This window comes from Micromonospora sp. NPDC005707, assembly GCF_040631005.1.
Taxonomy (GTDB): Bacteria; Actinomycetota; Actinomycetes; order Mycobacteriales; family Micromonosporaceae; genus Micromonospora.
Genome location: NZ_JBEXYR010000025.1, coordinates 51,287 through 63,798, shown reverse-complemented (window position 1 = coordinate 63,798; position 12,512 = coordinate 51,287). Strand labels below are relative to the sequence as shown.

12 protein-coding genes and 1 rRNA gene are annotated in these 12,512 nt (G+C 73.5%); 5 read left to right on the top strand and 8 right to left on the bottom strand.

The window, feature by feature from the left end:
- Positions 1-85, top strand: a 5S ribosomal RNA gene (rrf, locus tag ABZ452_RS31140); the annotation flags it as partial.
- A gap of 59 nt (positions 86-144) precedes the next feature.
- On the opposite strand, the gene ABZ452_RS31135 is transcribed toward rrf, so the two are convergent.
- Complete coding sequence (locus ABZ452_RS31135; protein WP_357950608.1) at positions 145-822, bottom strand: hypothetical protein; 678 nt, start codon at positions 820-822, stop codon at positions 145-147.
- 70 nt (positions 823-892) lie between these two features.
- On the opposite strand from ABZ452_RS31135, the gene ABZ452_RS31130 reads away from it, so the two are divergent.
- Genes ABZ452_RS31130 through ABZ452_RS31120 form a run of 3 tightly spaced genes read left to right on the top strand, consistent with a single transcriptional unit; the run spans position 893 to position 5,225 of the window.
- A complete protein-coding gene (locus ABZ452_RS31130) occupies positions 893-3,511 on the top strand; it encodes a valine--tRNA ligase (RefSeq protein WP_357950606.1) in 2,619 nt (872 codons plus the stop codon).
- Positions 3,508-4,842, top strand: a complete 1,335-nt coding sequence (locus ABZ452_RS31125) for a folylpolyglutamate synthase/dihydrofolate synthase family protein (RefSeq protein ID WP_357950604.1) — start codon at positions 3,508-3,510, stop codon at positions 4,840-4,842. The genes ABZ452_RS31130 and ABZ452_RS31125 overlap by 4 nt, the downstream gene beginning before the upstream one ends.
- Positions 4,839-5,225, top strand: a complete 387-nt coding sequence (locus ABZ452_RS31120) for a DUF4233 domain-containing protein (protein ID WP_357950601.1) — start codon at positions 4,839-4,841, stop codon at positions 5,223-5,225. Before ABZ452_RS31125 ends, ABZ452_RS31120 begins: the two co-directional genes overlap by 4 nt.
- A gap of 24 nt (positions 5,226-5,249) precedes the next feature.
- On the opposite strand, the gene ABZ452_RS31115 is transcribed toward ABZ452_RS31120, so the two are convergent.
- The gene (locus ABZ452_RS31115; RefSeq protein WP_357950599.1) at positions 5,250-6,497 is read right to left on the bottom strand and encodes a VOC family protein; all 1,248 of its coding nucleotides are present in this window, start codon (positions 6,495-6,497) and stop codon (positions 5,250-5,252) included.
- A 144-nt stretch (positions 6,498-6,641) separates the two neighbouring features.
- Between ABZ452_RS31115 and ndk the strand changes: the two genes are divergently transcribed.
- Positions 6,642-7,067 carry a nucleoside-diphosphate kinase gene (gene ndk / locus ABZ452_RS31110; protein WP_357950596.1) on the top strand — a complete coding sequence of 142 codons (426 nt, stop codon included), beginning with the start codon at positions 6,642-6,644 and terminating at the stop codon, positions 7,065-7,067.
- 55 nt (positions 7,068-7,122) lie between these two features.
- Here the strand turns inward: ndk and sigJ are convergent, their stop codons facing one another.
- The 6 genes from sigJ to ABZ452_RS31080 all read right to left on the bottom strand — a co-directional run bounded on the left by sigJ (position 7,123) and on the right by ABZ452_RS31080 (position 12,303).
- Positions 7,123-8,007, bottom strand: coding sequence for an RNA polymerase sigma factor SigJ (sigJ, locus tag ABZ452_RS31105; RefSeq protein WP_357950593.1), 885 nt, complete (start codon positions 8,005-8,007; stop codon positions 7,123-7,125).
- Positions 8,004-8,444 (bottom strand): carboxymuconolactone decarboxylase family protein, encoded by a 441-nt coding sequence (locus ABZ452_RS31100; protein WP_357950590.1) that lies wholly within the window; start codon positions 8,442-8,444, stop codon positions 8,004-8,006. Before ABZ452_RS31100 ends, sigJ begins: the two co-directional genes overlap by 4 nt.
- Before the next feature lie 125 nt (positions 8,445-8,569).
- The gene (locus tag ABZ452_RS31095; protein WP_357950587.1) at positions 8,570-9,355 is read right to left on the bottom strand and encodes an ABC transporter permease; all 786 of its coding nucleotides are present in this window, start codon (positions 9,353-9,355) and stop codon (positions 8,570-8,572) included.
- A gap of 11 nt (positions 9,356-9,366) precedes the next feature.
- Complete coding sequence (locus ABZ452_RS31090) at positions 9,367-10,137, bottom strand: ABC transporter permease (protein ID WP_357950584.1); 771 nt, start codon at positions 10,135-10,137, stop codon at positions 9,367-9,369.
- Positions 10,134-11,144, bottom strand: a complete 1,011-nt coding sequence (locus ABZ452_RS31085) for an ABC transporter ATP-binding protein (protein WP_357950582.1) — start codon at positions 11,142-11,144, stop codon at positions 10,134-10,136. The genes ABZ452_RS31090 and ABZ452_RS31085 overlap by 4 nt, the downstream gene beginning before the upstream one ends.
- Before the next feature lie 139 nt (positions 11,145-11,283).
- The gene (locus ABZ452_RS31080) at positions 11,284-12,303 is read right to left on the bottom strand and encodes an ArsR family transcriptional regulator (RefSeq protein ID WP_357950579.1); all 1,020 of its coding nucleotides are present in this window, start codon (positions 12,301-12,303) and stop codon (positions 11,284-11,286) included.
- Between the last annotated feature and the right edge of the window lie 209 nt (positions 12,304-12,512).

Genomic DNA, 12,512 nt, shown 5'->3' with positions numbered 1-12,512 from the left:
TCACATTCCGAACCCGGAAGCTAAGCCCTCCAGCGCCGATGGTACTGCACTCGGGAGGGTGTGGGAGAGTAGGACACCGCCGGACAATCTTCCAGTCAGGGCCACCCTTCGGGGTGGCCCTGACTGCGTTTGTGGCCCGCATTGTCAGCGGTGCTGGACGCCCTCGCGGAGCTGGCGGAACAGCACCGCGGAGTCGTCCACGGACCGGCCCGGAAACATCCCCATCGCGACGCTGCCGTGGTCGGCCCAGCCGCAGACCGCGAAGTCGCCGCCGTCGCCGCTGGTCGTGCCGCACTTCATCACGCTGCCCAGGGCGCCCGCGTCCACCTCGCGCAGGCCGGTCACCTTGCCGGTCTCGTCGGCCATCAGCCCGAAGAGGCTGTCCAGGTCCCGCTCCGGCTGCCACAGCAGCGTGGTGCCCCCGAAGAGGAGGACCGACCGCTTGGCGTCCGCCGGGTCGGTGTAGACGGTGCCGAAGCTCCGGTCCAGCTCGATGTCGGCAGCGAAGCCGTCGCGCAGGTAGTCGGCGGTGCTGCGGGCCCGGTCGCTGTCGTCCCGGGTGAGCCCGGCCACCGTGGCCGGCGTGCTCAGCTCGGTGTCCTTCTCCGCCAGCACCCGCCAGCCGCCGAGACCGAGCGCCCCGGCGCCGGCCAGGCCGACCGCCAGCGCGGCCGCGAGCGCGATCTTCCGCCGCCGGGAAACGGGGCGGCGCTCGGGCTCCTGGGCAGGGTCGCGGCGGCTCAGCCGGATCGGCTCGTCGGTCAGGTCGACCGGCTCGGGACCGTCGTCGACCGGACGCTCGGTGAGGTGCGCGTCGGACATGTCCGCCACCGTACGCGAACTAACAGGTGGCGCACGCCGGGTCTCCGAAAGCGCTCCGTAGACTTTCAGGGTGACCGAGAGACTGGATGCCCGACGCCCCGACGCCCCGACCCTTGCCGGCCAGTACCAGCCCGGCGAGGTAGAGCAGCGACGGTACGAGCAGTGGGTAGCCGCCGGCCACTTCCGGGCGTCGGCGGACAGCGACAAGCCGCCCTTCACCATCGTCATCCCGCCGCCGAACGTGACCGGCTCCCTGCACATGGGGCACGCGTTCGAGCACACCCTCATGGACGCGCTGAACCGGCGTAAGCGGATGCAGGGCTTCGAGGCGCTCTGGCTGCCCGGCATGGACCACGCCGGCATCGCCACCCAGAACCTGGTCGAGCGGCAGCTCGCCGGCGAGGGCCTGTCCCGGCACGACCTGGGCCGCGAGAAGTTCGTGGAGCGGGTCTGGCAGTGGAAGGCCGAGTCCGGCGGCGCCATCCTGGGCCAGATGCGCCGCCTCGGCGACGCGGTCGACTGGGACCGTGAGCGCTTCACCATGGACGAGGGCCTGTCCCGGGCCGTCCAGACCATGTTCAAGAAGCTCTTCGACGACGGGCTCATCTACCGGGCCAACCGGATCATCAACTGGTGCCCGCGCTGCCTCACGGCGCTCTCCGACATCGAGGTCGAGCACACCGACGACGAGGGTGAGCTGATCTCGATCCGCTACAGCGACGAGGTCGTGGTGGCCACCACCCGGGCCGAGACCATGCTGGGCGACACCGCGGTCGCGGTGCACCCGGACGACGAGCGCTACCGGCACCTCATCGGCACCGAGGTGGACCTGCCGCTCACCGACCGGCGGATCCCCATCGTGGCCGACGAGCACGTCGACCCCAGCTTCGGCACCGGCATGGTCAAGGTGACCCCGGCGCACGACCCGAACGACTTCGAGATCGGCCAGCGGCACGACCTGCCGCAGCTGACGATCATGGACGAGCGCGGCATCATCACGGCGCCCGGCCCGTTCCAGGGCCTGGACCGCTACGAGGCCCGCCCGGCGATCGTGGCGGCGCTGCGCGAGCAGGGCCTGATCGTGGCCGAGAAGCGGCCGTACGTGCACGCCGTGGGGCACTGCTCCCGGTGCAAGACGACCGTCGAGCCGCGGCTGTCGCTCCAGTGGTTCGTCAACACCGCCCCGCTGGCCAAGGCCGCCGGCGACGCGGTGCGCGACGGCCGGGTGAAGATCGAGCCCGCCGAGCTGGCCAAGCGCTACTTCGCCTGGGTCGACAACATGCACGACTGGTGCATCTCCCGGCAGCTCTGGTGGGGTCACCGCATCCCGGTCTGGTACGGCCCGGCCGGCGAGATCGTCTGCGTCGGCCCCGACGAGGAGCCGCCGACCGGCGCGGGCTGGCGGCAGGACGAGGACGTCCTCGACACCTGGTTCTCCAGCGGCCTGTGGCCGTTCTCCACGCTCGGCTGGCCGGAGCGCACCCCGGACCTGGCGAAGTTCTACCCGACCAGCGTGCTGGTCACCGGCTATGACATCCTCTTCTTCTGGGTCGCCCGGATGATGATGTTCGGCCTCTACGCCATGGACGGAGTGCAGCCGTTCGACGTGGTGGCCCTGCACGGCATGGTCCGCGACGAGCACGGCAAGAAGATGTCGAAGTCGTTCGGCAACGTGGTCGACCCGCTGGACTGGATCGACCGGTTCGGCGCCGACGCCACCCGGTTCACCCTCGCCCGGGGCGCCAACCCCGGTCAGGACGTGCCGGTCAGCGAGGAGTGGTGCCAGGGCTCCCGCAACTTCTGCAACAAGCTCTGGAACGCCACCCGGTTCGCGCTGCTCAACGGCGCGCACACCGACGGGCCGCTGCCGGCCGCGAGCGAGCTGTCGACCGTCGACCGGTGGATCCTCTCCCGGCTGGCGCACGTCACCGCCGAGGTCGACGAGCAGTTCGAGGCGTACGAGTTCGCCAAGGTCTGTGACCTGCTCTACCACTTCGCCTGGGACGACGTCTGCGATTGGTACGTGGAGCTGAGCAAGCCGGTGCTCGCCGAGGGCGGGCCGGCCGCCGACGCCACGCGCCGGGTGCTGGGGCACGTGCTGGACCAGCTGCTGCGGCTGCTGCACCCGGTGATCCCGTTCGTCACCGACGAGCTGTGGACCGCGCTGACCGGTGGCGAGACCGTGATGACCGCCGCCTGGCCGGCGGCCGACCGTACCCTCGTCGACGACCCCGCGGAGGTCGAGGTCGGCACCCTCCAGCGGGTGGTGACCGAGATCCGGCGGTTCCGTTCGGACCAGGGGCTGCGCCCGACGCAGCGGGTGGCCGCCCGGCTCGACGGCCTGACCGGCGCGGGCATCGCGGCGCACGAGCCGCTGGTCCGCTCGCTGGTCCGGCTCGACGCGCCGGGCGACGACTTCCAGGCCAGCGCCACCCTCGCCATGCCGGGCGAGGTCAGCGTGGCGCTGGACACCCGGGGTTCGATCGACGTGGCCGCCGAGCGGGCCCGGCTGACCAAGGACCGGGCGGCCGCCGAGAAGGAGGCCGCGCAGGCGCGGGCGAAGCTGGACAACCCGGCGTTCGTCGGCAAGGCGCCGGAGCCGGTGGTCGCCAAGATCCGCGAGCGGCTGGCGGTGGCCGAGGCGGACCTCATCCGGATCGACGCCGCCCTGGAGGCGCTTCCCTCGTGACCGACCGCACCGAATTCGCCGAGGTGGAGGCCGCGCTGAACGCGCGCGGCTTCACCCGTATCCGCTTCGAGCTGGAAAAGATCGAGAGCCTGCTCGACCTGCTCGGCAGCCCGCAGCGGGCGTACCCGTCGATCCACCTGACCGGGACCAACGGCAAGACGTCGACGGCCCGGATGATCGACGCGCTGCTGCGGGCCTTCGGGCTGCACACCGGCCGCTACACGAGCCCGCACCTGGAGACCGTCCGGGAGCGGATCAGCCTGGACGGCGAGCCGGTGAGCGAGGACCGCTTCGTGGCCACGTACCGGGAGGTGGAGCCGCTCGCGGAGCTGGTCGACCAGCGCTCCGAGGAGCCGCTCACCTACTTCGACCTGACCACCGCGCTGGCCTTCGCCACCTTCGCCGACGCCCCCGTGGACGTGGCCGTGGTGGAGGTGGGGCTCGGCGGCGCCGAGGACGCCACCAACGTGATCCAGGCCGGGGTCGCGGTGATCACCCCGATCGGGCTGGACCACACCGAGTGGCTCGGCGACACCATCGAGGACATCGCGCTGCACAAGGCGGGCATCATCCACCCCGGCGCCACCGTCATCGCGGCGGCCCAGGAGGAGGAGGCCGCCCGGCCCGTCCTGGAGCGCTGCGCCGAGGTCGGCGCCACCGTCGCGCGGGAGGGCGCCGAGTTCGGCGTGCTGCGCCGCGCGGTCGCGGTCGGCGGCCAGGTGCTCACCATCCAGGGCCTCGGCGGGGTGTACGAGGAGATCTTCCTCCCGCTGCACGGCGCGCACCAGGCGCAGAACGCCGCCGTGGCGCTCGCCGCGGTGGAGGCGTTCCTCGGCGCGGGCGCACGGCGGCAGCTCGACATCGAGGCGGTCCGGGAGGGCTTCGCGGCGGCCAGCTCACCGGGCCGGCTGGAGAAGGTGCGTACCGCCCCGACGGTCCTGCTCGACGGCGCGCACAACCCGCACGGGATGGCCGCCACGGTCACCGCGCTCCAGGAGGAGTTCGCGTTCAGCAAGCTGGTCGGCGTGCTCGCCGTGCTCGGCGACAAGGACGCGGCCAGCCTGTTGGAGCTGCTCGAACCGGTGCTCGACTCGATCGTGGTCACCGCGAACAGCTCCCCCCGGGCCATGCCCGTCGACGAGTTGGCCGAGCTGGCCCGGGAGGTCTTCGGGCCGGACCGGGTGCAGGTGACCGAGGGGATGCCGGACGCCATCGAGGCGGCCGTCGCCGAGGCCGAGTCGGACGTGCCGGGCGAGCTGTCCGGGGTGGGTGTGCTGATCACGGGATCGGTGGTGACCGTGGCCGACGCCCGCCGGCTGCTCAAGCGATGACCGGCCCGGTGGACGAGCACCCGCCGGACGGGGTGGAGCAGCCGCGGCGCTCAGGGCTGCGCGACCCCGCCAAGGCCGTGCGCGGGCTCGGTGCCGGCACCCTCGCGCTGGAGGCGCTGGTGCTGCTGCTGGCCATCCAACCGATCCGGGTGGTCGGCGGGGACCTCAGCGGCGCGGCCATCGCCGCGATCGTCGCGCTGGCGGTCGCCTGCGTGGTGGTCGCCGGCCAGATGAAGCGGGCGTGGGCCTGGAACGCCGGCACGGTCCTCCAGGGCCTGCTGCTGCTGTCCGGGCTGCTGCACTGGTCGCTGTTCGCGCTCGGCGTCATCTTCGCCCTGGTGTGGGCGTACGCGCTGCACGTGCGGCGGGTCATCCTCCGCTGAGCCGGCCCGGGTGAGCGGCCGGGGTCAGGCGTCGGCGAGGGTGCGCCACTGGGTGAGCGCCACGCCGTGCCCGTCCGGGTCGCGGAAGGCGGCCGCCCACACCTCCAGCTTGGTGCCGCGGTTCACCACCCGCGGGGCGTACGTGAACCGGACGCCCGACCCGCGCAGCCGCTGGTAGGCCGCCTGGATGTCGTCGACCTCGAGGTTGACGTGGACCAGCCGGCGGCTGATCGGGGCGGCGCCGGTCACCCGGCGCAGCACCAGGCGGGTCGGCCCGGACGAGAGGACGGCGTTGCCCTCGCCGCGGTCCATCTCGGCGAAGCCGAGGTCCCGGTAGAAGTCGAGGGACCGGTCCAGGTCGGTGACGAGCAGGGTGATGCCGACGCCGCTGATCGGGCTCGCGGCCTCGGCCGGCTCGTCGTCGCCGGCGGGGCCGAAGATCGCCTCGTCCAGCTCCTCCGGGGTGGGCGGCGCCTCGCCGACCGGCTCGTCCAGCGGGACGTCGATCGGGTCCACCGGCATGGTGTCGAACCGCTCCTCGGCGGGCGGGCGGGGCGTCGGGGCCCGGCGGGGGAGCGGGCCGCCCGTGGCCGGCTCGACCAGTTGCCCCTCCAGCACGACCCCACCGCCGGGGCGCTGGTGCAGCACCACCGGCTCGCGGTCCTCCGGCAGCCCGCCGAGGTCGTCGAGGAGCGGGTCCGGCGCGGGCGGGAAGTCGTCGCGGAAGTCGTCCTCCGGGGCCCGGTCGGCCCACGGCGGGGCCTCCTGCCCGATGAGCACCTCGTCGACCGGATCCGGGTCGGCGTACTCGGGCGGGAGGTCGGCCACCGCGGCGGCCGTCTCGGCATGGGTGGGCACCTCGTCCCAGAGGACGCGGACGTGCCGCTGGTCGTCGAGGGCGACCCGGACCGGCAGCGCCTGGCCCAGCGACGGCCACTTGGCAACCGGAACCCGCGGCTCGATGATCTTCTTGGACCGGGGCGGCAGGCCGGGCGCGTCGATCACCAGTTGCAGCTCGCAGCGGCCGAAGGCGTACTGGGTGGGTGGCTCGGAGGCGCTGTGCACGTGGCCCAGCCCGACCACCCAGGTGCGGCCGCCGCCGCGGACCGTGGCCAGGGCGATCGCCAGCACCAGCAGGGCGACCCCGAGCGCCACGATCGCCCAGCTCGTCATGCCCAGCCCGAACAGGGTCACGAACGTGGCCAGGGTGCCCAGCACCGCGCCGATCAGCTTGCGCACCGGCGCGATGGGTCGGTTCCCGCCATTCGCCACAGTGGACCTCCCAGGGGTTCCAGGGCCAGGCTAGGCCGCCGCGGCGACCCAGGGAAGGAGCAGGCGCCGCGCCGGCGCCGGGACCGGGTCGCTACGCTGACCGTACCCAGCCCGACCCGGTTCCGCGCACAGGAGGAAACCAGCGTGTCCAGCAGCAGCCCGGACGAGCGCACGCTCGTACTGATCAAGCCCGACGCGGTCCGCCGCGGTCTGGTCGGGGAGATCCTCGGCCGTTTCGAGCGCAAGGGCCTGCGGATCGACGCGCTGGTGATCCGCACCATGGACGGCGACTTCGCCGACCAGCACTACGCCGAGCACGTGGACAAGCCGTTCTACCCGCCGCTGAAGGCGTTCATGACCGGCGGCCCGCTGGCGGCCCTGGTGCTCTCCGGCGACCAGGTGATCGAGGTGGTCCGCGGGATGATCGGCAGCACCGACGGCCGCAAGGCCGCCGCCGGCACCATCCGCGGCGACCTCTCCCTCTCCAACCGGGAGAACCTGGTGCACGCCTCCGACTCGGTGGACAGCGCCAAGCGCGAGATCGCCCTCTGGTTCCCCGAGCTGGGCTGACCGGGCTTCCGACGGCCCCGGTTCCGCGCGTGCGGGCCGGGGCCGTCGCGCGTGCTCAGCCCGGCACGCCGAGCAGTTTGTCCGGGTTGCCGATGAGGTAGACGCCGGTGATCCGGCCCTCGGCGGCGGCCACGGAGAGGACGTAGCGGGCACCGGGCCAGGTCAGCAGCAGCGCGGGCGCGCCGTTGAGCTCGACCGGGACGCCCCGGACGTCGGGGTGGCGCTGGTGGTAGAGGCCGGCGAAGAAGCGGGCGATCCGCTCCGCCCCGTGGACCGGGTTGCGGGCCGCGGAGACCCGGCCGCCGCCGTCGTTCCACGAGGTGGCGTCGGCCGCGACCAGGCCGGTCAGCCGGGCCAGGTCGCCGTCGCGCGCCGCGGCCAGGAACGCGTCGAGCAGCCGGCGCTGCTCGGCCGGGTCGGCGGTGAACCGTGGCCGGCCCTCGGCGATCCGGGCCACCGCGCGGTGGTGCAGCTGCCGGCAGTCCGCCGCGGACCGGTCCAGCACCTCGCCGATCTCGGCGTACGGCAGGGCGAAGGCGGTGTGCAGCACGTACACGGCACGCTCCGGCGGGGTGAGCCGTTCCAGCAGGTGCAGCAGCGCGGTGGAGAGCGTCTCCCGCTGCTCGACCGTGTCGAGCGGGCCGAACGGCGACGGGTCGGTCGGCACCGGCTCGGGCAGCCAGGGCCCGACGTACGTCTCCCGGGCGGCCTGCCGGGCGCGCAGCCGGTCCAGGGCCAGCCGGGTGACCACCCGGGACAGGTAGCGGCGCGGCTCGGCCACGCTGTCCCGGTCGACGTCCAGCCAGCGCAGGTACGCCTCCTGGAGCACGTCCTCGGCGTCGTGCAGGCTGCCCAGCAGCCGGTACGCCAGCCCGAGCAGCATCGGCCGGTGCGCGGTGAGCGCACCGGCCGCCTGCGCCGCCGCCGAGGGTGAGGTCACACCTCGACCGGCGGCTCGGTACGGGTGCTCACCGAGATCCGGTTCCACACGTTGATTGTGGCGATCGCGACCAACAGATCGGCGAGTTCCTTCTCCGACCAGACCTTCGCGGCGGCGTCCCACACGTCGTCCGGCACGCCGTGCTCGCCGAGCCGGGTCACCGCGTCGGTCAGCGCCAGCGCCGCCCGCTCCCGCTCGTCGAAGAAGGGCGCCTCCCGCCACGCCGCGACGGCGAACAGCCGCCGGCTGGACTCGCCCGACCCCAACGCGTCCCGGCTGTGCATGTCGACGCAGAACGAGCACCCGTTCAACATCGACGCCCGGAGCTTGACCAGCTCCAGCACGGTGTGGTCCACGTTCTTCTGGACGTACTTCTCCAGGCCGAGAACCGCCCGGTACGCCTCCGGCGCCACCGCCGCCGTGTCCATCCGGCTCATCGCCGCCTCCTTCATGTCGGTAGGTACGCCCACACGACGGATCGGGACCGGCCCGGTGTGACGGCGCGGCGTTGTGACGGTGGTCATGGTGATCCGTGCCCTTCCTGACCGGTGGGGTGGGTGGGTCAGAGGGTGTCCAGGGAGGCGCGGCGGCGGGACTCGGCCTCGAAGACCTTGAGGAGGACCGCGGCCAGGACCGCGTATCCGAGCCCGACGGCGACCTCGGCGGCGAGTGCCGGCCCGGCCGCCGCGAAGCCCTCGCCGGCCACCAGTTGGCGGGCGGCCCGGACGGCGTGGGTGATCGGCAGGCCCTCGCCCACCACACGCATCCAGCCGGGCAGCCCGGCGGCCGGCACGTTCACGCCGGTGAGCAGGAGCAGCAGCGCCACCGAGACGTTGGAGACCACCCAGACGTCCCGGAACCGCAGGCCGAGCGCACCCAGGGTGAGGCCGAAGAAGCCGCAGGACAGCGCCGCCACCGCCAGGGTGGCCAGCAGCCCCGGCAGGGCTTGCGGTGGCACCCGCAGGCCGAGCAGGAGCGCGCCGACGGTCAGCGTGCTCACCGCGATGAGCAGGCCGTTGCCGGCGTACGGGAGGACCCGGCCGAGGAAGACGGCGGTGCGGCTGCGCGGGGAGAGCAGCACGTGCCCGAGGGTGCCGAAGCGCCGCTCGTTGGCGACCGCCATGGTGCCGCCGAAGACGCACGAGAGCGAGGCGGCGAGCACCGCGTTGCCGACGATGTAGAAGCGGTCGTCGGCGACCCCGAGCTGCCGGCCCAGATAGGCGAAGAAGAGCAGCTGGAAGATCGGCCCCACCAGCAGCGAGCCGATGAACATCGCCGGGGTGGTCCAGTTGAACAGGGCCCGGTAGGCGATCACGCCGCCGGTGCCGATCAGCCGGAAGAGTGCCATCGTCGTCCTCCTCAGGCCAGCGCGAGGGTCGCCGCGGCGCGGGCCCGTCGCTCGACGTACGTCATCATCAGGGCGCCGGCGGCCAGGCAGCCGAGGCTGATCGCCAGGCAGATGCCCAGGGACGGCCAGACCGGGCCGCCGCCGGCCGCCTCGTGCACCGCCCGGGCGCCCCAGGTGGTGGGCAGCGCGGCGGCGATCGGGCCGGTCCAGCCGGGCAGCACCGTGAGCGGCACCAGCATCCCGGAGACCAGCCAGATCGGGTACTCCAGTGTGTTGGCCAGCGCGTTGGCGTTGCGCATCAGCACGAACGTGCTGGCGAGCAGCAGGCCGAACATGCCCAGGCCGAGCACGCAGCCGGGCGCCGCGACCAGGAAGAGCAGCGGGTGCGCGAAGGTCAGCGGCACGCCGTAGAGCAGCCAACCCCAGAGCAGGGTGGCGAGCATGGCGTAGGTGCCGGTGACCGCGGTGGACAGGGTGATCGGGAAGATCACCAGCGCGGGCGGGCGCGGCGCCAGCATGAGCATCTCCAGGGTGCCCTGCCAGCGCTGGTTCTGGATGGCGCCGCCGGACCCGAAGAGCACCGACGACCAGACCCCCATCAGCCCGGCGCCCACCGCGGCCTCCAGCAGCCGGCCCGGCTCGCCGCCGGCCCGGAAGAGGTACACCGCAAGGGTCGCCTGCACCACGGGCACGATCAGCGCGGTCGCGATCTCGAACGGGGAGCGGCTGAGCTGCCTGGTGTGCAGCAGGGCCCCCACCCCGATCATGCGGAGCAGACTCACGCGGCCACCGCCTCGACCGGGCGGGCCGGGGTGTCGACCCGGTTGACGATCGCCACGTACGCGTCCTCGAGGGTGGGCTGGCGGGCGGCCACCCGCCCCAGCCGTACGCCGTCCAGCTCGCGCAGCACGCCGGCCTGCACGTCCACCCCCGCGTCGGACTGCACGGTCAGCACCTGCGCGGCGCCGGTGACCGTCACACTCGCCTCGCGTACCCCGGGCAGGGTGTGGATGGCGGCGAGCTGAGCGTCGGTCACCCCGTACGCCTCGACCTCCAGCACCTGCCGGCCGTCGGCGTGCCGTCGCAGCTCGGCCGGCGTGCCGAGGGCCTGGATGGTGCCGTTGGCGATCACCGCGATCCGGTCGCAGAGTTCGTCCGCCTCGGCCATGTAGTGGGTGGTCAACAGCACCGTGGTGCCGGTGGCGGCCAGGTCGGCGACGGTCTGCCGCAGCTCCCGGGCAGCCACCGGGTCCACCCCGATCGACGGCTCGTCGAGGAAGAGCACCTGCGGCCGGTGCAGCAGACCCCGGGCGATGTGCAGGCGCTGCCGCATGCCCCGGGAGTAGCCCTCCACCCGCTCGCGCTCCCGGCCGGCCAGCCGGACCAGCTCCAGCAGCTCGGCGATGCGCCGCTGCTGCTCCCGCCCCGGCACGCCGTACAGCTCGGCGAAGTAGCGCAGGTTGTCCAGGGCGGACAGCCGTTCGTACAGGCCCCGGTCACCGCCGAAGACGTACCCGATGCGGCGGCGGACCTCCCGCGTCTCGGTGACCACGTCGTGGCCGCGGATCCGCGCGCTGCCGGCGGTCGGGATCAGCAGCGTGTTCAGCAGCTTGATGGTGGTGGTCTTGCCCGCGCCGTTCGGTCCGAGCAGGCCGAACAGCTCCCCGTTGCCGACCGTCAGGTCGACGCCGCGGACCGCTTCCACCTCCCGGCGCTGGGGTCGTAACCATCCCGTCCGGCTGCGGTAGGTGCGCCGCAGCCCGACCGCCTCGATCGCGTAATCGCTCATGCCGGCCCTCCGCTTTGCTCCGGGCCGTCATGAGGCTCCACCGCACTGAGCCGGATGATTCGCTCGCTTCGCTCGCTCATGGCCGCGAATCTAGGGACGCCGGCGGGGCGGGAAAACGGATTCGGCGCGCGCCGAATCCTCAGGCGGAGGCGGACGCCGTGCCGGCGCCGATCAGCGTGACCAGCGCCAGACCCGCCGGTTCCAAGCCGTAGAGCACCCGTCGGCCCACCCGGCGGCGGTGCACCACCCCGGCCGCGAGCAGCGCGGCGAGGTGTTCGGAGACGGTGCTCGGGGCGAGCCCGAGGGTCGCGGCGAGCCCGGCCGTGGTGGCCGGCCGGGCCAGCGCGCGGAGCACCTGGGCCCGGCCCCGCCCGACCAGCACCGCGAGGCGGTCGGTGCCGGGCTCGACCGCCGCCGGGGCGGGCCGTCCCTCGGCCAGCAGGGCCGAGCCCCGGGCCTGGTACGACACCGCGATGACCTCGGGGTGGTCGGTGGAGTGGGTCAGCGCACCCCGGGAGAAGATCAACGGGATCAGCAGCAGCCGTTGGTCGACCGCCCGAAATGCCCGGTCCGACGGCTTGACAAGGGTCAGCACCGGCCGTTCCCAGCGGACCCGCTCGTGCAGGTCGGCCAGGAGCGCGTCCGGGCCGTCGGCGGCCAGGGCCCGCGCCCGGTGCAGCACCTCCTCGTCCAGCGCCGCCCGCATCGCCGGCCACCAGGGCGCGAGCGCCGCGTCCCAGTACGCCTGGACGCCGTCGGCCAGCCGGTCCAGCGCCGCCTGCCGGTCGGTGACGAACGGGCGCAGCCACTCCGGCAGGTCGTCCGGGTCGTGGTAGCGGGGGATCTGCTCGGCGATCACCTCGGCCGGGGTGGCGCGCAGCGCGGCCAGCTCCTCCTCGATGGTCGGGCTGGCGCTGGGCGGCACCGGACCGAGGAAGTCCGGGTACCACGGGCCGGTCCGGGTGTAGAGCCGGACCGGGGCCGTCGCGGGCTGCTCGGCGAGCACCCGCCAGGCGTGCCGGGCCCAGCCGGTGTACGGCCAGGGCGCCTCGTCCCGGTAGCGCTGCAGGAGGTAGAGGCTGCACTTGACCTCCCACAGCGGGCTGGTGGCGATCCGGGTGCGGGTCAGCGTGGGCTCGTCCAACTCGATCCGGATCACCCGGGCAGCCTAGTCGGGGGCGTGGCCGTGCCGGCCGGGCCGCCAGGTGTCCGGAGGAACCCCTCCTGTCCCGCGGATACTCGGCGGCGGGGCACCCGTCCGGTCGAGTACGCTTGACGCCACACAGGCGACGACCCGGCCATCACCGGTGAGCCTCCGGAAGAACGGCCGGGCGACCGGCTCAGTAGAACCGGACGGGACGGCCCGTC